This is a genomic window from Peredibacter starrii (genome assembly GCF_034259205.1).
GTDB lineage: Bacteria > Bdellovibrionota > Bacteriovoracia > Bacteriovoracales > Bacteriovoracaceae > Peredibacter > Peredibacter starrii.
On sequence record NZ_CP139487.1, the window covers coordinates 1,366,151 to 1,392,211 of the forward strand.

Sequence of the window (26,061 nt, forward strand, 5' to 3'; positions counted from 1 at the left end):
TTACACCCCTCCACAATCTAGTGAGCCAATGAGATCAGAAAAATCCTTCTCATGCTTTTCATTTTCCTGAAGTCTTAGAGATTTCGCGAAAATGAGTTTGCCACGGCATTGAATGTAGTTTGATTTTTCAAGATAGGTCTTCCCTTCATGAACATAAGAGAAGCCGATGGAATGAACACGATGACCATGTTGATTCACAGTTGCTTTATAAGGAACAAATGAGCGAGGAGTGGCACCAACTTTATCCGCCCAGGCCTTCTTATTGTTCTCATAGGACTTTTGATTGGAAGAAAGAGAGTTAATATCCAACTCCAATTCCGCTCCGGTGTCCGTGAAAGAAATATTTGATCGCTGTCCATTTGATTCCGGCGAGAAATAAATGAAAGGCATACCGAATAAATCTCGACTGAGTTTCCAGTCAGATTTTTCCTGAATAAAGATAGTTCCCGAACTTTTTTTAAGTTCCAAACTTTTAGCTTGGGCCATAAAAGAAAAAGTCATTACAATAGACAGGACGAAAAATGTTTTCATCATATGAGACTCCTACCTCGTACTTTTCGGAACTTAGGTAAAAAAGGTGAGTTTGAATGCAGGTCTTAATCGAAAATCCAGATGCGAAGTTAAAAGCCAAACCAAAAACGCTCCTTCCAAGTTTTTGGTCACCTTCCATGTTTTATATGGGCCCTACGTTTTCAATGACTTCACTCTTTGATTTGAGTGATCCTCTCGGGCTTTCTCCGTTCGTTTCAGTGGATGCAAAGATTGCTTTCTTAATCGGGCAAATAGATTCTGAAGGTGCGGTCTACGCCAAAAACATGGGGGCCTTGGGTGTGGTGGGACTGCAATTCATTTCCCGCAGCGTGACCCATGCAGAAGACCCCAAAAAAATCCTCGATTACTATCGTGAGTATTTTTCATCAGGAACAGAGATAAATCCTGATGTGAATTCATTTGATCACGTGGTGGTATTTGGCGAGGCGAGAGTCGTTCCGGAACTGTGGCAGAAACTAAAATCTGGTGGAACTTATATTTTTGGTGCAACAGAACCTTTGATCTTTCCGGATCCTGCATTATTCGAGGCAAAGGGAAATCTCTGGCCAGTTGGAGAGTCCACAGAATTTGGATGGAAATTCAATAATGATGAATTAGGGCTTTCTCAATTTGAATTCGGAAGAATTCAGAAGCTATGAAATCTCGATGATGAGACCTTTCTTCTTTAGAAATTCAAACTGCGATTCATTCTGGACAAACTCGCGAGTTGACTGCGGCCCATCTTCCAGGAACTGCAAAAGCTCCAACGCGTCTTCATCTAGTTCCATTGTATGAAGTTTGTTGTGAGTGTCTCTAAAAAGACAAAGCACATGAGGGCGTTCAATGATTTCAATCTCGCCTGCCAAAGCTTGCTCTAACATTTTCGAAACATCAAATTCAAGACTTAGAAAGAGAGCAGTGGGATTTAAATAAATGCCTGCTTGATGAGGAAAAGGTTCAATCGAAGTTTTTGCATCAAAAAGCGCAAGTTCATAGAAAGCGAGTTCAAACAGATAGGGAGGGCAATCTCCATCTAAAGTCTTTTGCTGAAGGTATTCGGGAAATGAAAGATCAATGTAATCTCTTTCGTACTCTTCAGTCACTGCTTCCCAATTCAGGTCAGAGAAAAGGGTGAGGCTTGGAAACATTTTTTGTAATGAGTTCATAGACTCTCACCCTTTGTTGATTTACTTCTTCTTAGCTGGCGTTTTTGTATCAACGTGCTCAGGATGGTGGGCCTTGTGATCATGGGCCTTGTGGTGAGCTTCGTCATGAGAATGATCGGCAGCTTCCGTCGTCACGTGCTGGTGTTCTTTATCATGACCTTGCTTCTTTTTCTCGTCATGGTTGTGTGCGAACGCAGAAACAGTTGTAAGTGCAAGCGCTAGAGCGAAAGTAACGAATTTCATAGGTTCTCCTAAGGTTTGGGATCATTGACTTTTCGTCCCAAACGGAGGCAAATTTAATGAAATATGAGTGATTACCCACAAGAAAGATATATTGAGCTAGAAAATAATCCTTACCTTTTAGGTCGGATTACTCTGCATCAAGTTAAAGAACAATTTCATGCAGAAGTGGACATAATTAATAAGGAATCTCACAAAATCTTTAAACACGTAGATATTGTCTATCAGCAGCACACTGCTGAAGAGGCCCTGATTGTGGGTGTGCAAAGGCTACGGAAGTTTTTAGATTCGGTAGAGAAATCAGCAGATGATTCTGAAGAGAAGCCAGACATTCTGCATTAAGAGAGACGTATGAGTACTTTTAAAGTAAGTGATATGAGCTGTGGGCATTGTGAGAAGGCGATTAAGGCCGAACTTGCCAAAGAGAACCCAGCTGCCAAGGTAGAAGTTAATCTTCAAGATAAGACCGTGACCGTAGATAACGTAACTGACGAGCGCGTAATTTTCCTACTAGAAGAAATTGGTTATACTCCCGAAAAAATGAAATAATACAGTCAGGTCAAACTTAAGGATTAGGTTTTGCTACAATTAGAGTTTTTCCCCAGGATGGAGCTAAAATCTCTTTCGGACTTTCAACGTCTGGAGGGAACTCAATTGTCTTTGGGCGACCGAAGACTTCTCGCTCACCATCCGGAATTTTATCAAACTCCAAAAGCAAATGATGTTATCCGCCGCCAGCATGCCAATATGGTGGATCGTATTCTTGGTTTTCGTTTAAAGTACATCGAAGAAATGATGGTCGCTGAGGCCCGCGGTTTTGAGCCTGATGGCTCTCACGAGACATGGGGCCCGACTCTGCACTCAGGCGTTCAGACTTGGGTAGGACTTGATCTTCAAACTTTGCAAACGCCTTATTCAGAGTGCCTGCGCATTCTTCAGCTTTTAAAGATTAAACCCTATCAGCACATCATTGATCTTGGTGCGGCCTATGGACGCATGGGTATTGTGATTGGTGGCCTGTATATCAAGAACTCATTTACGGGTTATGAATATGTGAAGGCGAGAGTAGATGAGGGAAATCGAGTTTATAAAGAACTGGGTTTTAGCCGTTCACAACTCATCACTCAAGATCTCTTTGATAAATCTTTTGAACTTCCTCTGGCAGATATCTATTTCATCTATGACTACGGCCAGGTTGAGCACATCGATTACACTCTCAAACAAATTGAGGCGGTCGCTCATAAGCGTCCGGTAAAAGTTGTGGTGAGAGGGAAATTCACGAAAAGAATCATTGCCGATCGTCACCCGTGGCTCGATCTTCAGTATGAAGGGAAATTAGAAGAGCTGTTCTCGATTTATTCTGCTTTTATCGTCTGACAACGCCAGCCCTCAGAACCAGTGAACTTTTGCTTCACATCGGTGAGGAAGATACAGCGTTTTTGTGCCTTGTGATTTACACCCACTAACAGAAGGCTCTTAGTGAATTTCTTATCAGTGGCGTTCCATCCAGCAGCAGTTAAAAAGTCTGCTTCGTCTTTGAAGAAACGTTTCCAAGGAAAATTAACGAATGTGTCTTGTGGCAGAACTTCAAAACCACGAGTGGAGTAGCCCACCCATTTAGGGAATTCTCTTTCCTGATAGATGTAATCTTCGTTTTCGATTTTCACCTGACCCATGTCTTTTTCAAGTGACTCTGTCCAGGTGCGAATCGCAAAACCGTCCACGCGACTTACGGCCTTATCGGTAACATATTCTGTCTCGACGAAGCTGGTAGGGTTAAGAGATGAATCCAGGAACTGAATAGTGAGCTTTTCTTTAAAAGGGCGATTCTCTTTTAAGAGTAAAACGGCAATGTTGTTTTGATCGATCTGATAACACAGAGTCTTTGTGCAAAGAGTTCCGGTACCAGAAAAAAACTTAAAGCTATCAGAGCGAAGTTCATTCAGGGTGAAGAGCTTCGGCTTGTCTTTTAGACGATAGAAAAAATATTCTCCAAAGCCCCTCTCGCTTGGTTCAGTGAATTTGCTGTAACCACGGAGCATAAGCTCCAGGCGCTTACCTTTGTGATAAATGAATGTATTGTCACGAGGGTATGTTTTCTCGAAAGTATTAAGCGCTTCAGTAGCAGCAAGTGCTGATACAGCAGCAAAGATGAGGGGTAGAAGAATCATACTTACATTTTAAAGGAAGATGCGATTAAAAGAAAAGGGCCGGGCTAAGAGATTATAGAATCTACAGACTTATGCTCTTGCTGGTTAAAGGGGCGTCCGTTCTCTGACACATAAATTGTTTGCATAGGAGAGGCAAATTCAATTCCCGCCTGACTAAAGGCTTGAAGGATCTCCAAGAAGATCTCCTGCTGGATATCCATATAGAGGTTATGGTCTTCGCTAAGCACCCAAAAAACCGTTTCAATATCAAAAGAAGTGGGACAGATTCGCATAAAGTGACATCTCTCAAAACGAGTGCGGTTCTTGGTGTGAATGATTGAGGTGATGATGCCCACTGCCTCTTTTAAGCGATCAACGCTTAAATCATGCACGAGATTAAGAAAGAACACCACGCGGCGCTCATGCATGCGTTTATAGTTTCGGATCCTGGTGGCCAGAAGATCAGAGTTCGAAATGATGATCTGCTCTCCTGAGAGAGAACGAATGCGAGTGGTTTTAAGTCCGATTTTTTCAACTTCTCCCATGTACTGATCCAGAACGACAAAGTCGCCCACCACGAATGGCTTATCCAGAACAATAGAGAGTGAAGAGAAAAGATCGCCCAGAATTTTTTGGAGAGCGAGTGCTACGGCGATACCCCCGACCCCAAGACCGGCGATGATAGTGGTAACTCTGATTCCTAAATTACTGAGCGTAAAAAGAAAAAGGGCCGTGAAAAGCAGTAGGCGGGAGAAGAGGCGAATCAGACTGACTGAACTCGCCGCCGCGGGATTGGTTCTGGTACGGCGGTAGATTGCATAGGCGAGCCATTTATCCAGCAAGTGATATGACCAAATCGCCACTTGCCACATGAGAATAATAAAGAATGCGCGATCTCCATAATGAGACCACTTTTTAGAATGAGGAAGCGCTAGAAAACCAAAATAAATCGCCATTCCTGCCATGAAGGTATAGGTGGTCTTCTCAACAGTGAAAACGACAATGTCGTCCCATTTATTTTCCGGCCTTCCGATGAAACGGCCAATTTTGGTTGAGAACAAAACCTTCAATCCTAGAACCAGGAAAAAAGAGAGGAGACTGATCCCCACGGCCAGAAGATATGGATTCGGGAGGAGGTTCCTCATGCCTAATTCCCCACACTATTCAGGAAATTTTGCAGAAAGAGGTTTACGCTATTTTGTTCTCTAATAAAGTAATGGGCCTGGGTCTTCTCTTGTCCCACCTTAATACAAAAAGGCGAGATGTCCTTTCTGTCCTGGATCACATGGAACATGTCCTCATCGGTTGAGTCATCACCAATTGCAACCACCACATCAGGTTTGACAGATTGGTTTTGCATCCACTGCTGAACAAAGAAACCTTTATTGGCGTGAATAGATTTAACCTCAATAACTTTTTTTCCGCGAATTACTTGCACCGGTTGATTTGTGAGAGAGGCCTCTAACTCAAAAAAGAGTTTATTGGCGAGGAAGTCTGCAAATTCTCTCGGAGAGTTTCGATAGTGCCAGGTCATGCCGTGACCTTTATCTTCAATAAAACTTCCGGGCGTTCTTTGAGTGTAAAGCTCGAGGATATCTTTTACCGATTCTTTCCATTTTGTCGTGTCACCCGGGATCTGATTGTGCCAGACCTTGTCTTGTGGAGAATACGAGTAGGCCCCATGGCAGGCAGCCAACGGGAACTCAAAATCATTATCGATGAACTGCTCTTCTAAGAATTCTTTATCTCTTCCGCTCACCACCACAAATTCGCAGTTCTTTTTCTCTGAAATCATCTGCAAAAGTTCGATGGTCTTGCCATTAAGACGAACATCCTTCGGATATGAAGAAATCGGGGCAAGGGTTCCGTCAAGATCACAGAAGAAGAGAATTTTCTTTCCTTCGAGATCATTCATCCATTTAAATTTTCCATCTGAAGGAAGTGTAAGCGTGGTATCGGTAACGACTGGCTCTCTTACCAGATCTCGCAGAAATACTTTCGCCCAATCAGATGAGTTATAATGAGTAAGAAAATCCCTCATGGCACCAATCTCTTCTTTGCGTTTGCTTAGAGGATGATGAAGGGCCTCACGTAACTTAATGACAGTATCTTTGATGTTCCATGGATTGATCGAGACCGCATAACTTAATGTGGAATGAGCACCTGTGAATTCACTTAAAAGAACGACTCCTGGTTCTTCTTCTGTCTGAGACATAATGTATTCAAGACTCACTAGATTCATCCCATCTCTGCGGCTTCCAATATGCAGCACCTCACTCAATTGATAGAGGGCCGATAATTCGGCCTCTGAAACTGAGTGATAGAGATAGTGAATAGGAGTGTAGGCCGGAGTTCCATACTGGCCATTGATGCTGGAGACGAGTTGCTCAATTTGTTGTTTTAGATCCTGATATTCAGGGACCTCTGTTCGAGAAGGAATCACGATCTGAACCAATTGAACTTTACCGCGCTCTTCAGGAAAACGTTTCAGGAATTCTTTAAAAGTTTGGAGCTTGAGTAATAGACCTTTGATGTAATCCAAGCGATCTACACCAAGAATCCATTTCATTTCTTTTTTATTTTCTTTGTATTTATGGATGAACTCCAACGTCTCAGGTTTGTTCCTCAAATCTAAAAAGTGTTGCGAATCGATTGAGATAGGATACACGCCCCACATGCGATCATTTGAAGGAATTTCGCCCAACACTCGTTGAACTGAACTACGAAAGTGATTTAAATAAGAAAGGTCATGAAAGCCCACCAGATCACAACGAATGAGTGAACTAATAATTTCTTTGCGCTGTGGAAGCTCACGGAAAATTTCCGAACTTGGAAAAGGAATATGTAAGAAGAATCCCAGTTTTAAGTTTGGCCTTTTATCTTTCACCAGACCGGGAACTAAAAAAAGTTGGAAGTCATGGACCCAAATTGTGTCGTCATCTCGGGCCTCTTGAACAATTGCATCTGCGACTAATTGGTTCACTTCTTTGTAGGCCTCCCATCCATCCTGAGAATTATGAACCATCGAACGTTCATAATGCAGAAGAGGCCACAGCACGTTATTGCTGTACTCGTTATAATAGAGATCATATTTTTTTTTGGGCACGATGATAGGATGACTCGGAAGATTACCGACTGGTGTCGTTCGTAGTGAATTAATTTTCTCTACATCAACATCATCGGTCATTATTCCCATCCATTCAAAATCAAAGCCAACTTTGGATGAATCAAGACCTTTAATAGCGGACACTAGGCCGCCAGAGCTAGGTGTAAAGATATTAAGTGTTGAGTTAAATGCAACGGGCAAGCGGTTACTGACGAGAAGGCATCGTGACATTGGAACCTCCGACATTGAATCAGCATGGATAATAATCTAAAATACTACTATGAAGAAGGCACATCGCTACAACTTAGGGATCACCGGAAACTGTCACTACATCGCGTACATCAAGGACGATAGTGAGGTCCAGTGGATGTGCTGGCCGTATATGGATTCAAGTTTTATTTTTGGCTCTCTACTGGATGATGAGAAAGGTGGAACATTCAAAGTCGTTCCCTGTAAACCATTTAAAACTAAACAACAATACGTAGAAAATTCAGCAAGTATAATCACATCTTTTTTCTGTGAAGATGGAGATTTTGAAGTGATCGACTTTGCTCCACGTTTTGGTATTCATGATCGCTACCACAAGCCTCTGCAATTTTTTAGAAAAGTGAGAAGGATCAAAGGACAACCACGAATTAAAGTCATCTGTGATCCACGCGGATATTATGGAGAACAAAAACCAGAAATTTCTGTCGGATCAAATCATATCAATTATAAAGGTCTACATTATCCGGTTCGTCTTACAACCAACGCTGCGAAGTCTTACATCATTGAACAGCGAGAATTCACGCTGACGGAAGATATCTATATGGTGCTCTCGGGTGGTGATCCTTTTGAAGCGCCACTGAAAGAAACCTTCGAAGAATTTTATTATAAAACGAATCGTTATTGGCGCGGTTGGGTCAAGGATACTTTCATTCCAAATATCTTTCAAAAAGAAATGATCCGTTCTGCGATTACGATTAAGCTTCATCAATTTGAAGACACGGGTGCGATCATTGCTTCAGGGACGACATCACTTCCTGAGTATCCGGGATCTGGCCGAAACTGGGACTATCGCTACTGCTGGTTACGAGATTCTTATTTTAGTCTCGCTGCCATGAATAGCTTAGGTCACTTTGAAGAAGCGGAGAGATATCTCCACTTCATTCACAATATTCTTTACGATATTTGCAATCTCCAACCGGTTTATCGCATTAATGGGGAATCAGATATTACGGAACGTGAAGTTCCACTAAAAGGATATGATGGGAACGGACCGGTGAGAGTAGGGAACGCGGCCTACTATCAAAAACAATATGATTCTTTCGGCCAAGTGATCCTGAGTCTTCTTCCTCTTTATATGGATGAGCGTATCATTCATCGTGAACAAATGCTCTCGCTTGATACCATTCGTAATCTTTTAAAAGAGATTGAGACAAGAATGGATGAGCCCGATGCAGGGATTTGGGAATTTAGAGGCAAACAGCAAAAGCACTTAGAAACTTATGTCTTTCACTGGGCAGGTGCCAAGGCCGGTCTAAAAATCGCTCAGCACTATGGTGATCAACTGCTTGCTGATCTTGCCGTGAAAATTCTTGAACTCTCGGAGAAAAACATTGAACGCTGTTACTCAAAAGAGTTTGAGTGCTATATGTCCGATCAAACGGTCTCATACTTCGATGCCAGTGCCTTTCTTCTGATTATTTTTAATTACCTCGATCCACGCGATCCAAAAACGTTGAAGCATTTCGTGCGCCTTGAGCAGGAGCTTTTAACTCCCGAAGGTATGATCTATCGATACCGCGCTCATGATGATTTTGGTGACACTCACGCTACGTTCCTAATTTGTACTTACTGGTACATTGAGTCCCTGTTGGTGCTGAATCGCCTGGATGAGGCAGAAAAGAGCCTTCAAAATATTATCATCCACTCCAACCACTTGGGCCTTTTAAGTGAAGATCTAAGTTCCGATGATGGTGGGCAGTGGGGTAACTTCCCGCAGACTTACAGTCACGTAGGTCTTATTAACACCGTCACTCGTCTGGCCCGTAAGCGAGACAAGCTTATTTTTGAGTAGTTTTTATACCCTCTCTATTAAATAAGACTCCGTTCCTTTAAATAGAGGGCATGAAAACCTTCATCCTTTCACTACTTATTCTAAGTACCAATGCTTTTGCTTTGGAGGGGCTTTCGATCCCAAATTCTTTCCAGGTGGATCGTCATGGACATGTGTTTCGTGGGAAGGAACCAAAATCGGCCGTTGAAGAGCTCGCGCACTTTGGAATCTCAGACGTCATCATTTATAAAAATGAAGTAAAAGACGAAGTACAAAAAGAAATCCTCGCTCTAAATAGTCTTGGCATTAATGCTTATCATATTCCTTTTCGTTGGAAAGAATACGAATCCATGGAGCTCGCCTGTGAACAGACAGTTGAGGCCTTGAATCTCATTTATAGAATTAAGGCAAAAGGTGGACGTGTTTTCTTCCACTGTACAGCCGGAGAAGATCGTACTGGGATGCTCGCTGGGCTTTACCGCATGTTGGAGGAGCGCATTCCTGGAAAAGTCGCTTTCCAATATGAGATGTGTGCTCGTGGTTATTCGGATGGCAATGGCCGCAAACCACCTCTTGTGACAGGTGCCATTCAAAAAGAACTGACCCCATTGTTCATTACCCTTGCTCAAAAAATTGAAAATAGAGAATGGAAATTAGGGCACATTCCGAAGCGAAGCTGTCAGGGGCTTGTGGTTTATCCCACTAAACTTCAGTGTCGAAACAAATAACTCCTCATTCGACTTTAAGCTCTTCATATAGCTCTTTTCCGTTTTACATATGCCCTTTTCAAAAGGAAGCATATGCAATTGAAGCTCAATATTTATCGTGGTTCTCATGGTGGAAGACGTCCCGGATCAGGGCGAAAGCGTCTTCATTCAAAAGGTGTTGCCCACCGAGAACGAGAAAAGGTAAATTCCCGAACTCCACTTCATATCAATTTCAAATTTCGTACTTACATCAGGAATAAGAATGCGCTTCGAATCTTGAAAAGGGCAATTCTCAATTCGAGAAGACAGGGACTAAGAATTTTACACTTTTCAATGCAATCCAATCACATTCATCTCATTGTTGAAGCGGCCAACAATGAAATACTCACATCAGGAATGAGGTCATTAACAGTGACATTCGCCAAAGGACTCAATAAAGGAAGAATTCAAGTTGAGAGGTATCACCTGCATGTGCTTAAGACGATTCAAGCATCAAAGAACGCCATCCACTATGTTCTCTTTAATCTGCAAAAACATGAAAAGGGCATATATTCAAAAATCGACGAGTATTCATCGGTTTTAAGTATGCGGGAAGGTCTAAAATTAATTCGGAATTTTTGTCGGTCAGAGAAAGTTGTCATAAAACTCTCTAAAGTTGAGCCTTGGAATCTAGACCTTGGAACCAGCTATTTCGCTCGTAAAGGGCTATCTAGGTTATTGGAAATATAGGTAAAAAGAACCTTGGCCCATCTGTGCTCGTTAGAGTAAAATCGGCCCCATGAAAACGATTATTTTTAAGGGTATAGCGGTATTTTTCATCCTATTAGTTGCGACTTCTATGATGATGGATATTTTTAAAACTCCATTCGGAACAGTCGACTTCTTCCAAAAGCACGGCGTGTTCTTTTTGATCTTCATTACATTTTTTCCACGGCTCACACTTTTATTTTCGTCAGTGGCCTTCGGTGGATTCTTTTGGTGGTTAGGTTTCTTCTTTTGCCCAAGAGTTCTTGTGGCAAGTTTAGCGACGGTGGCCTACTTCCATACTAACCCGATACTGGTGACAATCAGCTGGATCGTAGCTCTTGGTGGTGAAACCATGGAGAAAGCGGGACTTACTGGTGGAAAGAAACGTTTTGTTTTCCGCACCTACAATATGGGCAACATGGGTGGCGGTGCTCGTCCTTATCAAGAGGAGCCACGTCCACATAGCGCAATCAATAAAGACGATGCCATTGAAGCTGAGTTTACGAAAAGGTCCTAATGGCAAAGAAAGTCCTGCGCTCTGATTTAGAACTTAATGGTATTGCACCTAATCTTCTTCTCAAAGATATCGAAGTCACGGCCCCCTTTCTTTTTAAAGGTGAGTTGAACCTTGAAGGAAAGAACCGCGCTTATCTTGCGAAGCTTGTGTTCTATAAAAAGAACTTAAACGCGCTTAAATATATTAATCTTACAGAATACTTCTATGTCTGCATGGCCGCACACTGGACCACGGCCGGAACGTTTGTTCCTACCAACGTGGATAACCAGATTCGTGAAGGTCTGTGGAAGCATAAGGAAATCCAGGCACACATTGATCGCATGGCCCGTATCACGATTGAATCGTGGAACTGGGACTATGAGCAAGTCACCAATCGTAAGGCCTACAATCCTGGCAATGGTCAGGTGATGAGTACCCACGAAGGAACTTGGTTAAGTGTGGCGATTGGCGCTTACTGTGCTCTGGTAAAACATAAGAAAACAGAACTCGCGGAAGAAGTGGCGAATGTGATCCTCGCAGAAATCGAAAAAGAAGAAAAACTTCTGATCGAACTTCGTGAGAAACGTGACCATGTAAACTTCCTTCGTTCAACGGCACTCATGGCCCACAACTTTGGTGACCTTGACCGCGTAATTGATCAGTGGGAAATGCCGGAAGACGATTCATTCAGAAAAAGAATCTATAAGCTAGGACATATTCCAAATGTTAACTATTCACCGATATTGGCCTTTGCGGGCCAGGTGAATAAGCGCTTCCTTTCAGTGGAAAATCACCGTCACATGTCGATGAGACAGGCGAAGTGTCTAAGACGTTCATACAAGTTTTTAATTCCTGTGGGTCCATTCATGGATACTTGGGGAGAAACTCTTGCTGGCTCTAATCTTCTTTCAATGGAAGAGAAGGGTGAGATCGTGGCGGCACTTTATGAAGGCTTTAAACGTCAGGATCAGGCCTTTGGTTATGCTCGTGCTTTCAGAGGAATGATGAGTCAGTTTCCTCGTGGAATTGATTCTCTTGAGGCCGATCTTCCTTTTGATCTAGTCGCAGAGATTCGTAAGTCTCGCTTTAATCAGATCGCGGAACTTCCTCGTGAAGAATTCGAAGCAGATTTTGGAAAAAGTCTGGAAGCTTTCGTTTGCCCAATCACATCACTTAAATTCTAAAAAAAGGGCCACAGGATGGTTGTGGCCCCTTAAATTTAGTTACTTTGGATTTCTTCGACTTTTTTTGCGGCATCGTGGGCCTCTTCTTGAGCTTCAAGAGAACCCGGTTGCCCCTTTGCACCTAAACCTGGATCTGCGGTATTTCCTTCAACTCGGAAATTTAGTCCGGTCAGATACCGATTTGATGTTCCGGTAGAGAAGGCGAGAGCTGATTTCTCATAGGTGCTCTTCGCTTGTTCAACACTCATGTCACCTCGGATGACCTTATCAGCAAGATTGAGTGCTAAGAAGTTCATTTCTTCTTTATCACTTCTTGCTGCTAATTCACCTTTCGTGCGATCAACCAAGAGTGAGCCATCAAGTTGCGAGATCTCATCAAGTTTGTCTCGCGGAACACGATAGTCCACCACTTGGACAAGAACATCTGAGTGCTCATAAGGAAATTGATGCTTAAGTTCGTCCTTATACACAACAGTACGTTTGAATGGCGCCGTATTGTACCAGATGAGTTGATCGGCCGAGACAATATTCGGTAGTCCATACTTGTTAATCATACTATTGGTGGCCGCTCTCGAGGCCAAGGGCCAATCCTTAGTAACAGCTGCCACACTCTCATTAGTTACCTTCATTGTGTAACCCGAGCTTGTGATCTCCTTCCCCTGTTTTTTCTGATCATGACTGCATGCCGCTACAATCAGCAATGCTGCGGTCATGAAGGGGAGAGCGAATTTTTTCATATGACCTCCTGGTTCAAATTTAACTCCTTATTTAGAAGCAAGTGGGAGGCCACAAATTATGGCGGTTATTGAATGCTTCACATCTGGCCGTGGGCAATTTGGTGCATATAATAGAGGATGAGTAGTGTATTAAGCGTTAAGGATTAAAAATGAGTCACACATTTGCTATTTGTAAAAAATGTCAGGCCGCTAATCGAATTCAAACTGATAAAGCCAAGGACGCTGTTTGCGGAAAATGCAAAACACCTATTCCTTTTCATGGACTGGTGATGGATGTGACGACGGAAGAGTTTAATAAACTCCTTCGTATCAGTGATAAACCAGTGATCGCTGATTTCTGGGCGAGCTGGTGTGGCCCTTGCAAAATGTATGGCCCTGAATTCGAGAAGGCTTCGCTTACAAGTACTGATGCTGTCTTTGTTAAGATCAATACTGAGGTCGAGATGAACCTTTCGGGGTCCTTAGGTATTCGTGGCATCCCATGTACCATCGTTTTTAAAGATGGAAGGGAAATCAAAAGACAATCTGGGGCCATGAATGCGGATGAGGTTAAAAGCCTGCTACATTCTATATAGGTATGTAATTTTTACTCACCTAATTACTAAAGATTTCTTAACAAGATTGCTCCGGGTTTTAAAAACTGATACTTCCCCGGTTCATGTACGTTGATAAAAACCGCTTTAAACTTAGCTGGGAACAGAAGATCGCCTTAAATGTGGTGCTCGCTGTCCTTCATGTCCTTTCTGGGAAGGTCGGTCTCTTACTATCAACTCACAACTCGGCAATCTCATCATTGTGGCCTCCCAGTGGAGTTGCCCTTGCAGCGGTTTTAGCTTTTGGCGCTTATCAAGTTCTTCCCGGTCTCCTGGCCGGTATTTTGATACTTTCTTTTCAAAACTTTACTGCACCTGTGACGATCATTGGTGTTTCTGCCTCCTGTTTATCAGAAACGCTTATAGCGACCTTGCTTCTTCATTCAATCGGTAAAGGAAAGTTTCGCTTTAAGACACCGAAGGACATTTTCCGATTCATATGTACGGCCGTTTTTCTAGCACCTTTCGTTTCAAGTACTATGAGTACGACCTTCATGTTCATGGGGAATGTTTTCGGAACGAAAGAAGTGCCTTCGATTTGGTTCAATCTTTTCGTAGGAAACTCTCTCGGGATTTTGATCTTTACTCCCTTCCTTCTTACTTTCTTTGTGAGACGTGAACGAAAAACTAATTATTTTGAGGCCGCTCTTCTTTATATCGGTCTGGGATTTATTTCCTACTGGGCCTTCCAGGGACAAGAAACAAAACGCTTTCTGGTGCTTCCATTTGCTTGTTGGGCCGCACTTCGTTTCGGTTATCGTGGTGTGAGTGTAGCAACCATCATAATGGGCTTTATGGCCGTCTTCCGTTCCACTCATTGGGTGACAACTCCCGATGCCCCTGGAATTGATTTGTTTTGGGTCCAGTGCCTGACCTTTGGTACTGCCATTGGTGGATATTTTATGGCCACAGTAGTTGAAGCACATGAGATGGCCCAGGAAAAAGAGCTTGAGTATTTTATCAGTCTTGAGCATAAGAAAGTCGCAGAGGAGGCCCTGGCCATTCTCGACCAAGCAATTCAAAAATCGCCCATTGGCTTTGCTCTCGTCGATAAGCAATACCGTTACATTCGAATTAATGCGGCCTTTGCTTCTATCAATGGTCAGCCCGCGGAATGCCATTTAGGTCGCACTTTAAATGAAATGATTCCATATATTTCGGATGTGGTTGAAGTGATGGTGAACCGGGTCTTTGAAACGGGGCAGTCCCTCATGAACATTCCTTACCATGGCCCTGCAAATACTCCGGGACAAACCATCTCGGGGCTAGTGAGTTATTATCCAGTAAAGCATCCCATCACTGAAGAAATTTTCGGAGTAGCGATTAGTTATCAGGATCTAACTGAGCATCATCGCACTCAGGAACTCTTAAAAGAAAATGAAGCTCGTCTTGCATTCGCTCAAGAGGCCGGACGCATCGGTGCCTTTGAATGGGACATGAGTACAAATAAGATTCTCTGGACCTCGGAGCTTGAGTGTATCTACGCCCTTAATCCGGGTGAGTTCGGAGGAACTTTTGAGGCCTGGATGGAGCGCATTCATGCGGAAGACGTTCAAGTCTTCCATGAGAACATTGTAAGGGTTCTCATTGGTGAAAGTGAATTTAACCTTCAATTTAGAATTGTGACTAAGTTCCATGATGTTCGCTGGCTTCTTGCTCGTGGACGTATGATGAGAGACAGTCAGGGCAGAGGAGTGAAGTTCATTGGAATTAATATTGATATAACTGATCAAAAAATGACGGAGCAAAAACTCCGGGTAACAGAAGCAAATCTCCTTCACGCGCTTTCGGTTCGTGATGAATTCATGGCGATTGCGTCTCACGAGTTAAAAACTCCTCTGACGTCTCTTAAACTTCAAATTGAACTTTATCAGCGTGGTGTCCTTAAAGGGGATTTGTCAATTTATTCACCGGAGAAGATCAATATCTTATTAGAAAGAAATTCTCGGCAGATTGATCGCCTGACTCGTCTGGTGGATGACATGCTGGATATTTCTCGTATTAGAACTGGTAAGCTGACCCTTAAAAAAGAAGAGTGTGATCTAAGTGAAATGCTGAAAGACATTCTCAATCGCACGAGGGAACAATTTAGAGCTTCAGGTTCAGGTGAACCGATTATAGAAAGCGTTTCTGAGGCAAGAGGTGAATGGGACCCTCTTCGTATTGATCAAGTGATGACCAACATCATTACCAATGCCATTCGATATGGTCAGGGTAAACCTGTAACGATCAAAATCAAAAACTATGAAGAGAGCGTGCGTATTTCCGTTAAAGACCAGGGCCTAGGGATCGCAAAGTCTGATCAGGAAAAAATCTTCCAGCGCTATGAACGAGGACTAATTGCTCGCGAAGTGAGTGGTCTGGGACTTGGTCTCTTCATTTGTCAGCAAATCGTTGAGGCCCATGGCGGAAGCATTTGGGTAGAGAGTGAAGTCAACCAAGGTGCGACTTTCTTTGTGGATCTTCCCCGCGTGAATGCTTCAACTCCTTTTATGCCTTATCTTCACCACGATCTTATCCCATCAGAAAATTAGTCAGAGGGATCACCAGCATTCCACCCAGGAAGTCTTTCGCTTTCAGATGTTTTCCTAAACTCATTGATTCATGCACTTCTAAAAGTACCGACATCATCATCGCTCCACCGGCAAGTGCCAGCAAGAACGGTAGGAGAGTGACAGTATCCTGAAGAAGAAAACCTGCAACGATTGCTCCACTCATTTCAACCAATCCGGAAATGATTCCACCCAGAACTGACCAAAAGAGAGATAGACCTAGTCCTTGTAAGAGCATGGTCAGAAGCAGTCCTTCCGCTACGTTTTGAATTGAGATCGCCATCTGAAGGGGAATGGCCTCATTTAAACTCATACCTGCGAGAGACGCTCCGGCACCCATACCTTCAGGAAGGTTATGGAAAACCAGTGCCGCTACCAGGAGAGTCTTATAGGAATTATATTTTTCATCACGGTTAAAATAAGAAATGAGTTTGTGTGTCAGAAGAATAAAGAGTCCTCCGGCAATCAAACCTGAAAAAATGAGTTTTAAGTGAAGCCCCTTCATAAGTTCTGGTCCCACTAATGAGAAGGCAACTGCCGAGAGCATGACACCCAAAGCGAAGTCCATACTCATGTGATACTTACGAAGAGTTTCAAATTTTGAGAAGAGAGGAGCGAGAAGTGAACCGATACTCGTGCTCACGGCCGATACAATCCCTCCAATAAATGCCAAAAGTAAAATGCTCATACACATCTCCTGGGTCTATTATCGAAGAAACTGAGTTTCAGCTCCAATCACTAGTATTGATAGTTCGATAGAGGGAGGCTATAGTGGGCCATGCCTAAATTTGATAATACTTTCAGAAACTTACCGGCTTTTCTTTATGAGGACGTTCGTCCCACTCCGATCTCTCACCCTAAACTTATCCATGTTTCAAGGCTCGCGAATGATTTTAACTTGGGTCTAACGGATGAAGAGTTAGTGTCGTGGTTAAATGGTGAAAAGAATCTTCCCGGTGAGCAACGTATCTCAACTCGTTATGCTGGTCACCAGTTTGGTGTATGGGCCGGACAGTTGGGTGATGGAAGGGCGATTTCATTAGGCGAAATTCTTACTGATAAAATTGGCAGACAAGAAATTCAAACCAAGGGCTCTGGACTCACGCCATTTTCTCGAAGAGGTGATGGTAAGGCCGTCATCCGCTCTTCAGTTCGTGAATATCTTTGTTCTGAGGCGATGTTTGGTTTAGGAATTCCTACTACGAGAGTACTGGCACTCGTGACAGGTGATGATCGGGTCTACCGCGAAACCGTTGAGCGCTCAGCGATTGTCGCTCGCGTGTTTCCGTCCAATCTTCGTTTTGGTCACTTCGAGATGTGCTTTCATTTTGAAAAAGATGAGGAGCTTAAGGCGCTCATTGAATACACTCGTTCGACTTTCTATCCAGGCCTTTCGGTTGAAGAGATGTTAAGAGAAATCATTACAAGAACCGCCAAGCTCATGGCCCAATGGCAGAACGTTGGTTTTTGTCATGGGGTGATGAACACCGATAATATGTCGGCCTTAGGACTTACGATTGATTATGGTCCATATGGATTCCTGGAAGACACAATTCTAAATTACATCTGTAACCACTCTGATCATCAGGGACGTTACGCTTATAATCAGCAGCCCTCGATTGGTATGTGGAATCTTGAACGTCTTCTGGTGTGCTTTTTAAAAGAAGTGCCGAAAGAAAAACTTCAAGTGCTCTTAAATGAGTATCCGATGATTTTCGAGGCTGAGTATCAGCGACTTTCTCGCGAAAAGCTGGGCCTTTATAAAGAAGAAGAGAAGGACTTTGAACTCTTCATCGAGCTTCTTCAAACGCTTAATAAACTTTCAGTTGATTATACTTTCTTCTTTAGGACTCTCGCTGAAGGAGATCTAAAAAAGATTTGGGATTACTACGGTAATCGTGAAGAACTAAAGGCATGGAATGAGCGCTATGAAGAGCGTCTGACACGTGAAGAACTTTCAAAAGACGAGCGCATTCTTCGCATGAAAAAAACGAATCCTAAATTCGTTCTGAAAAATTATATCGCTCAAGAGATCATTGAAGATGTAGAAGCGGGAAGCTCTAAAAAGCTCGAAGCTTGGCTCAATGTTTTCTATGCGCCTTTTGATGAGCATCCAGAATTTGAAAGCTACGCTGGTCCAACTCCACCAAATAAAAAGAACTTTGAGGTCTCTTGTTCTAGTTAGTGAAGTTTTCTTAGGGCCTTCTTAAGTTCTTTGGTGTCCTGGTCTAAGGCATGCTTCTCAGACCAAGTGGCCTTGGCCCTCAATCGATCAGTAATGATTGATAAGACCTCTAATCGCGCGGCCTCTTTATCATCTGCCTCAATTACATACCAAGGTGACTCAGTGGTGCTGGTTTCGAGCAGCATGTCCCTGACCGCCTTGGCATATGAGCCCCATTTCTCACGGGCCTTGATGTCGGCCTCAGTCAGTTTCCAGTGCTTATAAGGATCATTTAAACGTTCTTCAAAGCGCTTTAACTGTTCGCCTTTGGAAATGCGAAGAAAGATTTTAATGAGCTCAATACCATCATCAGTAAGGGTCTTTTCGAAATTATTGATTTCCTTGTAGGCCTCTTTCCAGCGCTTCTTTGGAATTAATTCGTCCACGCGTTCGACTAGCACTCGTCCATACCAACTGCGATCAAAAATTGCCATGATCCCTTTGGCGGGAAGGTTCATCCAAAAGCGATAGAGGTAATGCTTCCCTTGGTCTTCTTCATTGGGTGGGCCAATGGGATGAACACGATAGCCACGTGGATCCAAAGTTTCCGTCACACGACGAATGCAACCACCTTTTCCGGCGGCATCAAAGCCCTCGAAAACGATGATGACTCTTTCTTTGTTGTGCCAGATACACTGCTGAATCCGCAGCATTTTGAGTTGAAGTTTTTTTATTAGGTCTTTCGAATCATCTTTTAGTTTCGACATCCATCAGCGCCTTTGCAAAGTTTTTAGCAGCGTTCGGGTTCGTTCTAAAATAAAGGGATGGTTCAATGAGCTCAAGCTCCATCAGAGCGAAGTGGCCCTCATGAGGAACAAGATCTACTCGAGCATAAAGGAGCTCTTCCGGGATGGCCTCCATAATCTTTTGACCAAGAGCTAAGAGTTCTTGTGAAGCATTATAGGAAGTGATTTCTCCACCAAATTCTTCCTGCACCCGGAAGTCTCCGGCCTTAGGAACTTTCAGAAGCGCGTGACTGAATTTTTTGTTGAAGTAAATGAGCGAGACTTCGCCATCTGTGATGTGCGGTATAAAGGGCTGGCACATCCAGTCGCCGGGCACGAGTTCATTTTTATATTCGTGATTTAAAATTTTCTCACGCGGCAACACTACTGTTTTGTAAGAGGTCGCAGAGATCGCGGGCTTCACGACAAACTTTGCGGCATTCCAATCACTCGGTAATTTCAAATCTTCGTCATGCTTAAAGAGGAGAGTAGGCACAATTGTGACGCCTCTTTTCTCGAGCATTTTGAGATAGCTTTTATGAATGTTCCACTCAACTGTTGAGATGGAGTTATACAACTTTGTTTGAATCGAGATGTGCTGAAGTTTTTTAAAGAACTTCTCCGGCATGGACACATAATCCCAAGTGGTGCGAATGATCGCGCAATCAAAGCGAGACCAATCCGTATCGTGGGTCCAGGCAATGGTTTCGACTGAATGGCCCTGTTCTTGAAGTTCAGTTACCAAGAGGTAATCGTCAGAGACATAACCAGTAAGGGATTCGCAGGAAAGAAAGAGTATTTTCATTCTGTAATCATCCCTAAAAGGGCCAAAACTGACAAGTAAATCTATATAACTAAAACTTATAAAGAAGGTAAAAATTATATAATTTCTTTTTATAACTAGATCGACGATAATGGTTTCAAGGAGAACGGTTATGAAAAGAAGAACGTTTCTATTTGGGTCCCTGGGAATGAGTGCACTGGCCCTACCTATCTCTTCAAAAGTTATTAACAATAAAAAAGGAGTTCATATGATTATTCACGCATCAGAATCTAGAGGAATTGCTAACCACGGTTGGCTTAACAGTAAACACACTTTCAGCTTTGCGGATTATTACAATCCACAACGTATGGGCTTCGGTGCTCTACGAGTAATCAATGATGACTCAGTGGACGCAGGAGCTGGTTTTGGACGTCACCCTCACCGTGACATGGAAATTATCTCGATTCCTCTTGAAGGCGCATTGGCTCACCAGGACTCTGAAGGTAACTCAACTGTGATCCGTAAAGGTGAAGTTCAAATCATGTCGGCCGGTACAGGTATTTTCCACTCCGAGATGAATGCTTCTACAACTGAAGCTGTGAAGTTCCTGCAAATTTGGGTTCTTCCTAAGAAGATGGGAATCAAACCTCGTTATGGCCAACAAGCTTTTAAAGCTGAGGACAGAAAAAATAAAATCCAGAATGTGGTTTCACCAGATGGTCGAGACGGTTCCGTGATCATTAATCAGGACGCATTCTTCGCTCTAACTGATATCGACGCTGGTAACAGTGTGACTTATGAAAGACAATTGGAAGGTAACGGAGTTTATATCTTCGTACTAAGTGGCGAAGTAGAAATTGACGGACAAACTTTCAAGGCCCGTGATGGTATTGGTCTGGCACAATTTGAAGAAGTGAAGCTTAATGCTTCGAAAAATGCTGAAGTTCTTTTGATGGAGGTACCAGCGTGATTACCGTAAACCAATATGGAAAAATGAGTGTTGAGCTTACTAATGGTGAACACAGTATAATCTCTGATGTCTCCAAGGAAACAGGCGGAGAAGACGAAGGGCTAAATCCCCACGAGTTGGTGGAGGCGGCCCTTGGCGCCTGTACGACTCTTACATTGGAGCTGTATGCTCGAAGAAAAAATTGGGACCTGACAAACATGGTGGTTAATATAAAGATTGTTAAAGAAACGAAAGAGAGTTCAGTGATTGAACGCTCAATTACTTTCGGAGAACAAACCACTCCAGAGCAGCGTGCCCGTTTATTAGAAATTGCTAACAAGTGTCCCATTCACAATTTATTGGAAAGTAACATTAAGGTAGAGACGTATGAAAAATGATATCAACTTGACCATCGAACCACGTGTAAAAGACATCGGTATTCCGGTTCGAAGAATTCTACCTTGGGCAAAGAAACGCATGGTGGGTCCTTTTATATTCTTAGATGAAATGGGACCGGTTTTCTTACACGCGCCAGATGATCATATTGATGTCAGACCTCATCCGCATATCGGACTTTCAACTCTGACTTATCTATTTGAAGGCTCTCTTTATCACCGTGATTCACTTGGAACAGTCCAAGAAATTCTCCCAGGGGAAGTGAACTGGATGACGGCCGGTAAAGGTATTTCTCACTCTGAGCGTGAAACGAAAGAGGCGCGATCAAAAGACCGTAGACTTCATGGTCTACAATTTTGGGTCGCACTTCCAAAACATGCCGAAGATATGGATCCGACTTTTTTCCACTACGATTCAAACTTAGTTCCTAAAGTTGAAACGGGGTCTGCCAAGATTGATGTGGTGGCAGGAACATTCGCGGGCCAGACTTCGCCCCTGATTGCTCACAGTCCGATGATCTTCCTTACTGCCCGCGCGAGCAAAGAGGGGATGCTTCATATCCCATCAAATGGTTTTGAACTGGCAATCTATGTGGTGAAAGGAACTGCAATGATTAACGGAGAAAAAACGTCAGAGAATAAAATGGTAGTGTTTAATACCGGCAGTGATCTGGCAATTGAACACTCGGCCGATGCCTTGATTGCGGTGATTGGCGGAGAACCATTCCCTGAGGAGCGCTACATTTACTGGAACTTCGTTTCGAGTAGCAAAGAGAAGATCGAGAAGGCGAAGATCGCCTGGGAAGATGGAAGCTTTCCACAAGTCCCAGGGGACGCGGAAAAAATTCCTCTGCCGAAGGATTAAGCGATTAAGTCTTATCGGCTAACTGAAGGAAATCTTAAGACGGTCAGAATTATTTCAACCAGTTCTTTATTTCAACCTTAATTCAACCGATAATAGTTCCTCAAACAGGGAACATAACAATGATCGATATTAACTTCGTAAATCCATTTTTAGCGGCGACTCTACATGTATTAAAGGTGCAGGCGAATGTTGAGGCCACACCAGGAAAAGTTTATTTAAAGAAAGATAATCCCGCTACTTTGAGTGGTGACGTATCCGGAGTGATTGGGATTGTGTCGGAGACTTTTAACGGCACAGTTGTCATCAGTTTCCCTGAAGAAACGTTCTTGAAAGTGATGTCGAGCATGTTAGGTGAAGAATTCACTCAGCTGAGTCAGGACATTCTGGATGGTGCAGGTGAAATCACAAACATGATTTTTGGTCAGGCCAAGATCACGTTAAATGAAAGAGGGTACGGTATCAAAATCGCTCTTCCAACAGTGGTATCTGGTAAGGGGCATACTCTTCAAGGTACGACTAAAAACGGTCCAACAGTTGTGATTCCATTCACAAGTCCGGTTGGAAACTTCTTCGTAGAAATCACTCTCTCTAATTAATTTTCAAATCATCACCTTCGCTCTATGAGCGAAGGTGAATTTCTAAGGTTGCAGTTGATCTACGTGATCTTTCAATTGAGTCACGCCAAATTGACGAGCACAACCAGCACAACAGAACAATTGATCTCCATTCTCCATTCCATGGCCAATGATCTGAGTTCCGCAACACTCACAAACAGGGGCGAGCATGGCGATGGCACATTCAAAACTATCAAAGGTGTATTGCTTTCCTTGCATCTCGACATGGAAGGCATTGTGGTAGGCATTTCCGCATTTATCACATCTCTCCATAGTGATCTCCTTAGATCACTATAGAGTGCCTCGACTGAGGAAAAGATGAAAGTGACGAGTAATCAAGAGTGAATCGAACAGATTATCTGTTCATGTTGTAAGACTCGGCATTGATGCCTTCATCCACAGTCTGTTGTGATGCTGGAGTTCTTTGCTCGTGGTGAGATGCGCACGAAGCCAGCATGAGAGAAATTACTGCAATCATAACGAATTTCATGATTGACCTCCGTTGTGACCATTATCTCACAATACGGGGTTCTATGACAGACGAGGTAAAAAATGTCTGTCCGACCTAAATGATGTGGTATTCCCCACCTCGTTCCAATGCCTTCTGATAGGCAGGACGAGAATGAATCTTATTTAGATACTCTTTGAGCTTGGGCCTTTCACTCAAATAGCCACGAGATTCTGCCGCTTCCACTGGAAAACTCATCTGAATATCGGCCGCTGAGAATTCAGTTCCAGCAAACCAATTGTTCTTCGTAAGTTCGCTTTCCATAAAGTCGAAATGGGTTTTAAGCTGAGGATTAATGAACATGTCTCTTACGGTCCCAGTGATCTTTGAAGTAATCGGTTTAACTAAGAACGGGGCATTGGCGTCGATCTTGTTAAAAATCAAGGCCAGCAGGAGAGGAGGCATGGCCGAGCCTTCAGCGTAGTGAAGCCAGTAAGTATAGCGAAGCTGCTCTTTCTCGCTCGATGGTTTCAGGCGACCTTGCCCATACTTATTCACCAGATACTCAACAATCGCACCAGACTCAGCAATCACTAAATCACCATCGGTAATGACAGGTGATTTTCCAAGTGGGTGAATTGCTTTAAGCTCAGGGGGTGCCAGCATCGTGACCTTATTTCTTTGATAGCGCTTAATCTCATATGGGAGACCAAGTTCTTCCATGAGCCAGAGGATACGTTGTGAGCGGGAGTTATTGAGGTGGTGAAGTGTAATCATCTTATTATGATGAAGTTTTGTTCAGGCCCGGTCAAGCTTAAGAAAAGTTAGTAAATAGACGATAAGCATACGATGTTGCTACCTAAAATTGGTCTCATTTTTATCCTGATCTGCTTTGCGCTTTCATTAAGGGCAGAGGATCCGCATCCTAAAGCTCCCGCTGGTTGGGTAGAGATGAATAGCATTGAACCAGTGATTCTAACTTGGGCCAAGGCCGATCCCACAAAAAAATTAGAAGAAGTTCCAAGTGCGATGGTTCAGAAATTTCCCCGAACTGAGAAGTTTGTGAAATTTGTGAATGAGAAGCCACTTGATATGCAAGGCTGTCGTTCTCAAACTGTGGATGGTTGGAATCAGATCTGGTGTTTAAGACCTCAGTCAGTTCTCGCCATCGTTTATCGCGGACAAGCTGAATCTATTCCTGAGCAACTTAAGAAGTGGGTCCTGACTCATGATTAAGTTTATCCTTCTCTTCATCATTTCATTTTCTGCTTTTGCTCAGATGCCAAATTGTCCTGAGCTTTATCCTTTTTCCGAAGTTCAATCGCTTTCAACTGCAGTTACTGAAACTGCTGAGAAGGCCTGCGTAGAAAAAGATAAAGATGAAGGTGGAATTGTTGATCTCGCCTGGGGATGTCTCACTGGTGGTGGTAACGCCGTGGTGGGAGCGATTACTGGTTTCATTGATATTCTAAAACTCCTCCTCGTTGATGCTCCTGTATGGGTATGGGGAGAGGCGAAGGAAAAAATAACGAAGCTTGTCTCGGGAGAGTTAAGTCCCGGTCAAATGGCCTCCGCCATCGCGAGTATCAATCTCAGTTCACAGAGTAGTATTTGGGACAAGGCAGTTGATTATTGGAAGGCCTTCAAAAAATTTGCCAGTGAACTGAAAGATAATCTCGTGACAGAAATCAAAGGTTTTCCTTGTCTTCCATTAAAGAAGCAAAGTGAAATCGTTTGTCGTGGTGTAAGTGAAGTCTTTCTCTTGTACTTTGCTCCAGTGAAATTCATTCAGGGAGCGAAGTGGACCATCAATACGGGTAAGGCCCTAAAAACTTTTGTGACTGAAACCAAGGCCATGAATGGATTAGGGGAGGCGAATCTCGCCGACCGCTTAAAGCTTGCTCAAGAAGCGCTTAGAAAATCTAAGAGCGGTAACGAAATTCTTAAAATGAATAATGCTCGTCTGATCGAAACCGAACTTCCGACCGGAGAGAAGATCCTTCAGTATGAGCAGATGGTGACTGGTAAGGACGGTAAACTTCACAAAATTGTCAAAGACGTTCCGGTCGATGGCAAGACCCATGCCATTGATGCCAACTCTGCCATTGGTAAAGAAATCATGAGTGAGATGGTGAAGGCCAATGCAGGGAACGGAAGTTTGATCTTCGTTGACGTGAACCATTTGGGAAAAGTGAACTACTTTAAACGTGGTACCCAGGGGGGAGATGACTATCTTGAGAACGTGGCCGAGTCCCTTCGAAAGAGCCTTCGTCCCGGAGATATCGTTTTTAAGAACGGTGGTGATGAGTTGGTCGTTGTTGTTGGTACGAATAAACCTGAAGTGGTGAAGAATATTTCTCAGCGTATGATCAATGAAGTGGACCAGAATCCACGTGTTCGCCAGCTCTTTAAGCAAGAGGTGATTGATCTGTCTCAAAAGTATAAAGGTGTGAACAAGGCGAAGTCTTGGGAAGAACTTCCTGATGCTGTAAGAAACAATCTTACCGAGCAAGAAGAACTCCTCGCAAAGAAGAGCTTTGCTAAGTTTCAAGACCAGAAGAAAAAAGAAATTCTCGCCGAGGCCCAGGAGCAATCCACTTACAGAGGTTCGATTTCAGTTGGTTCATCTCTTGTGAAAGAGCAGGAGAGTCTCGCTGATGTTTTACAACGAGCAGAGAAACAGGCAGCGGAAGTGAAGGCTCGCTACAAAGCTACTTACGGGCATGATGTTTCGAAATATAAATTGGAAGTTGAAGTTCCTGTGACCAGACGTGGTGCTCCGATCGCATTGGAGCCAAATTAAAAAGGGCCCTTTTCAGGGCCCCAACTTT

The 26,061-nt window shown here is 43.3% G+C and carries 31 protein-coding genes; 18 read left to right on the forward strand and 13 right to left on the reverse strand.

Features of this window, described 5'->3' with window-relative positions; translation table 11 throughout:
* Positions 1–534: a hypothetical protein gene (locus tag SOO65_RS06760; protein ID WP_321398657.1), complete on the reverse strand. Its 534-nt coding sequence runs from the start codon at positions 532–534 to the stop codon at positions 1–3.
* Positions 535–587: 53 nt separating this feature from the next.
* Here SOO65_RS06760 and SOO65_RS06765 point away from each other — a divergent pair, with 53 nt between their 5' ends.
* Positions 588–1,190, forward strand: a complete 603-nt coding sequence (locus tag SOO65_RS06765) for a hypothetical protein (protein ID WP_321398658.1) — start codon at positions 588–590, stop codon at positions 1,188–1,190.
* Here the strand turns inward: SOO65_RS06765 and SOO65_RS06770 are convergent.
* The gene (locus SOO65_RS06770) at positions 1,185–1,697 is read right to left on the reverse strand and encodes an HvfC family peptide modification chaperone (protein ID WP_321398660.1); all 513 of its coding nucleotides are present in this window, start codon (positions 1,695–1,697) and stop codon (positions 1,185–1,187) included. The genes SOO65_RS06765 and SOO65_RS06770 overlap by 6 nt on opposite strands.
* A 21-nt stretch (positions 1,698–1,718) precedes the next feature.
* Positions 1,719–1,940: a hypothetical protein gene (locus tag SOO65_RS06775; protein ID WP_321398662.1), complete on the reverse strand. Its 222-nt coding sequence runs from the start codon at positions 1,938–1,940 to the stop codon at positions 1,719–1,721.
* A gap of 63 nt (positions 1,941–2,003) precedes the next feature.
* Between SOO65_RS06775 and SOO65_RS06780 the strand changes: the two genes are divergently transcribed.
* From SOO65_RS06780 to SOO65_RS06790, 3 genes are read left to right on the forward strand one after another with little or no spacing between them, the layout of a single operon-like run.
* Positions 2,004–2,279 carry a hypothetical protein gene (locus SOO65_RS06780; protein WP_321398664.1) on the forward strand — a complete coding sequence of 92 codons (276 nt, stop codon included), beginning with the start codon at positions 2,004–2,006 and terminating at the stop codon, positions 2,277–2,279.
* 9 nt (positions 2,280–2,288) lie between these two features.
* Complete coding sequence (locus SOO65_RS06785; protein WP_321398666.1) at positions 2,289–2,486, forward strand: heavy-metal-associated domain-containing protein; 198 nt, start codon at positions 2,289–2,291, stop codon at positions 2,484–2,486.
* Between the two features lie 57 nt (positions 2,487–2,543).
* Positions 2,544–3,314 carry a hypothetical protein gene (locus SOO65_RS06790; protein ID WP_321398668.1) on the forward strand — a complete coding sequence of 257 codons (771 nt, stop codon included), beginning with the start codon at positions 2,544–2,546 and terminating at the stop codon, positions 3,312–3,314.
* On the opposite strand, the gene SOO65_RS06795 is transcribed toward SOO65_RS06790, so the two are convergent.
* From SOO65_RS06795 to SOO65_RS06805, 3 genes are read right to left on the reverse strand one after another with little or no spacing between them, the layout of a single operon-like run.
* Positions 3,293–4,108, reverse strand: coding sequence for a hypothetical protein (locus SOO65_RS06795; RefSeq protein WP_321398670.1), 816 nt, complete (start codon positions 4,106–4,108; stop codon positions 3,293–3,295). The two genes, SOO65_RS06790 and SOO65_RS06795, sit on opposite strands and share 22 nt — an antisense overlap.
* A gap of 44 nt (positions 4,109–4,152) precedes the next feature.
* Positions 4,153–5,232 (reverse strand): mechanosensitive ion channel family protein, encoded by a 1,080-nt coding sequence (locus SOO65_RS06800; protein ID WP_321398672.1) that lies wholly within the window; start codon positions 5,230–5,232, stop codon positions 4,153–4,155.
* Positions 5,233–5,234: 2 nt separating this feature from the next.
* Entirely contained in the window at positions 5,235–7,424 is a 2,190-nt protein-coding gene (locus SOO65_RS06805; protein WP_321398674.1) for a bifunctional alpha,alpha-trehalose-phosphate synthase (UDP-forming)/trehalose-phosphatase, read from the reverse strand.
* A gap of 49 nt (positions 7,425–7,473) precedes the next feature.
* On the opposite strand from SOO65_RS06805, the gene SOO65_RS06810 reads away from it, so the two are divergent.
* The 5 genes from SOO65_RS06810 (at position 7,474) to SOO65_RS06830 (ending at position 12,365) form a co-directional block, all read left to right on the forward strand.
* Positions 7,474–9,252 carry a glycoside hydrolase family 15 protein gene (locus SOO65_RS06810; protein WP_321398676.1) on the forward strand — a complete coding sequence of 593 codons (1,779 nt, stop codon included), beginning with the start codon at positions 7,474–7,476 and terminating at the stop codon, positions 9,250–9,252.
* Between the two features lie 50 nt (positions 9,253–9,302).
* On the forward strand, positions 9,303–9,959 hold the full coding sequence (locus tag SOO65_RS06815) for a tyrosine-protein phosphatase (protein WP_321398678.1): 657 nt from the start codon (positions 9,303–9,305) through the stop codon (positions 9,957–9,959).
* 72 nt (positions 9,960–10,031) lie between these two features.
* Complete coding sequence (locus SOO65_RS06820) at positions 10,032–10,667, forward strand: hypothetical protein (protein WP_321398680.1); 636 nt, start codon at positions 10,032–10,034, stop codon at positions 10,665–10,667.
* Positions 10,668–10,716: 49 nt separating this feature from the next.
* Entirely contained in the window at positions 10,717–11,202 is a 486-nt protein-coding gene (locus SOO65_RS06825) for a hypothetical protein (RefSeq protein ID WP_321398682.1), read from the forward strand.
* Positions 11,202–12,365 carry a hypothetical protein gene (locus SOO65_RS06830; RefSeq protein WP_321398684.1) on the forward strand — a complete coding sequence of 388 codons (1,164 nt, stop codon included), beginning with the start codon at positions 11,202–11,204 and terminating at the stop codon, positions 12,363–12,365. The genes SOO65_RS06825 and SOO65_RS06830 overlap by 1 nt, the downstream gene beginning before the upstream one ends.
* Positions 12,366–12,400: 35 nt before the next feature.
* Here the strand turns inward: SOO65_RS06830 and SOO65_RS06835 are convergent, their stop codons facing one another.
* Positions 12,401–13,102 (reverse strand): hypothetical protein, encoded by a 702-nt coding sequence (locus SOO65_RS06835; RefSeq protein ID WP_321398686.1) that lies wholly within the window; start codon positions 13,100–13,102, stop codon positions 12,401–12,403.
* Positions 13,103–13,251: 149 nt separating this feature from the next.
* On the opposite strand from SOO65_RS06835, the gene SOO65_RS06840 reads away from it, so the two are divergent.
* Both SOO65_RS06840 and SOO65_RS06845 read left to right on the forward strand, forming a co-directional pair.
* On the forward strand, positions 13,252–13,677 hold the full coding sequence (locus SOO65_RS06840) for a thioredoxin domain-containing protein (RefSeq protein WP_321398688.1): 426 nt from the start codon (positions 13,252–13,254) through the stop codon (positions 13,675–13,677).
* An 83-nt stretch (positions 13,678–13,760) separates the two neighbouring features.
* Positions 13,761–16,229: a sensor histidine kinase gene (locus SOO65_RS06845; RefSeq protein WP_321398691.1), complete on the forward strand. Its 2,469-nt coding sequence runs from the start codon at positions 13,761–13,763 to the stop codon at positions 16,227–16,229.
* On the opposite strand, the gene SOO65_RS06850 is transcribed toward SOO65_RS06845, so the two are convergent.
* Complete coding sequence (locus SOO65_RS06850) at positions 16,210–16,935, reverse strand: ZIP family metal transporter (protein WP_321398693.1); 726 nt, start codon at positions 16,933–16,935, stop codon at positions 16,210–16,212. The two genes, SOO65_RS06845 and SOO65_RS06850, sit on opposite strands and share 20 nt — an antisense overlap.
* A gap of 90 nt (positions 16,936–17,025) precedes the next feature.
* On the opposite strand from SOO65_RS06850, the gene SOO65_RS06855 reads away from it, so the two are divergent.
* The gene (locus tag SOO65_RS06855; RefSeq protein WP_321398695.1) at positions 17,026–18,432 is read left to right on the forward strand and encodes a protein adenylyltransferase SelO; all 1,407 of its coding nucleotides are present in this window, start codon (positions 17,026–17,028) and stop codon (positions 18,430–18,432) included.
* Here SOO65_RS06855 and SOO65_RS06860 read toward each other — a convergent pair.
* Together SOO65_RS06860 and SOO65_RS06865 are read right to left on the reverse strand one after the other, a co-directional pair.
* The gene (locus SOO65_RS06860; RefSeq protein WP_321398697.1) at positions 18,429–19,178 is read right to left on the reverse strand and encodes a polyphosphate kinase 2 family protein; all 750 of its coding nucleotides are present in this window, start codon (positions 19,176–19,178) and stop codon (positions 18,429–18,431) included. The two genes, SOO65_RS06855 and SOO65_RS06860, sit on opposite strands and share 4 nt — an antisense overlap.
* The gene (locus SOO65_RS06865; protein ID WP_321398699.1) at positions 19,159–20,001 is read right to left on the reverse strand and encodes an ATP-grasp domain-containing protein; all 843 of its coding nucleotides are present in this window, start codon (positions 19,999–20,001) and stop codon (positions 19,159–19,161) included. Before SOO65_RS06865 ends, SOO65_RS06860 begins: the two co-directional genes overlap by 20 nt.
* Positions 20,002–20,131: 130 nt before the next feature.
* On the opposite strand from SOO65_RS06865, the gene SOO65_RS06870 reads away from it, so the two are divergent.
* From SOO65_RS06870 to SOO65_RS06885, 4 genes are all read left to right on the forward strand, one after another.
* Positions 20,132–20,929 carry a pirin family protein gene (locus tag SOO65_RS06870; RefSeq protein WP_321398701.1) on the forward strand — a complete coding sequence of 266 codons (798 nt, stop codon included), beginning with the start codon at positions 20,132–20,134 and terminating at the stop codon, positions 20,927–20,929.
* Positions 20,926–21,306, forward strand: coding sequence for an OsmC family protein (locus tag SOO65_RS06875; protein WP_321398703.1), 381 nt, complete (start codon positions 20,926–20,928; stop codon positions 21,304–21,306). Before SOO65_RS06870 ends, SOO65_RS06875 begins: the two co-directional genes overlap by 4 nt.
* Positions 21,296–22,168: a pirin family protein gene (locus SOO65_RS06880; RefSeq protein ID WP_321398705.1), complete on the forward strand. Its 873-nt coding sequence runs from the start codon at positions 21,296–21,298 to the stop codon at positions 22,166–22,168. Before SOO65_RS06875 ends, SOO65_RS06880 begins: the two co-directional genes overlap by 11 nt.
* A gap of 119 nt (positions 22,169–22,287) precedes the next feature.
* Entirely contained in the window at positions 22,288–22,764 is a 477-nt protein-coding gene (locus SOO65_RS06885) for a chemotaxis protein CheX (RefSeq protein WP_321398707.1), read from the forward strand.
* A gap of 42 nt (positions 22,765–22,806) precedes the next feature.
* Here SOO65_RS06885 and SOO65_RS06890 read toward each other — a convergent pair whose 3' ends face one another.
* The 3 genes from SOO65_RS06890 to SOO65_RS06900 form a co-directional block, all read right to left on the reverse strand.
* Positions 22,807–23,055: a hypothetical protein gene (locus SOO65_RS06890; protein WP_321398709.1), complete on the reverse strand. Its 249-nt coding sequence runs from the start codon at positions 23,053–23,055 to the stop codon at positions 22,807–22,809.
* 82 nt (positions 23,056–23,137) lie between these two features.
* Positions 23,138–23,272: a hypothetical protein gene (locus SOO65_RS06895; protein WP_321398711.1), complete on the reverse strand. Its 135-nt coding sequence runs from the start codon at positions 23,270–23,272 to the stop codon at positions 23,138–23,140.
* 75 nt (positions 23,273–23,347) lie between these two features.
* The gene (locus tag SOO65_RS06900; RefSeq protein ID WP_321398714.1) at positions 23,348–24,007 is read right to left on the reverse strand and encodes a glutathione S-transferase family protein; all 660 of its coding nucleotides are present in this window, start codon (positions 24,005–24,007) and stop codon (positions 23,348–23,350) included.
* A gap of 72 nt (positions 24,008–24,079) precedes the next feature.
* Between SOO65_RS06900 and SOO65_RS06905 the strand changes: the two genes are divergently transcribed.
* Together SOO65_RS06905 and SOO65_RS06910 are read left to right on the forward strand one after the other, a co-directional pair.
* Positions 24,080–24,466: a hypothetical protein gene (locus SOO65_RS06905; RefSeq protein ID WP_321398716.1), complete on the forward strand. Its 387-nt coding sequence runs from the start codon at positions 24,080–24,082 to the stop codon at positions 24,464–24,466.
* Positions 24,459–26,033: a GGDEF domain-containing protein gene (locus SOO65_RS06910; RefSeq protein WP_321398719.1), complete on the forward strand. Its 1,575-nt coding sequence runs from the start codon at positions 24,459–24,461 to the stop codon at positions 26,031–26,033. Before SOO65_RS06905 ends, SOO65_RS06910 begins: the two co-directional genes overlap by 8 nt.
* The last annotated feature ends 28 nt before the right edge of the window (positions 26,034–26,061 follow it).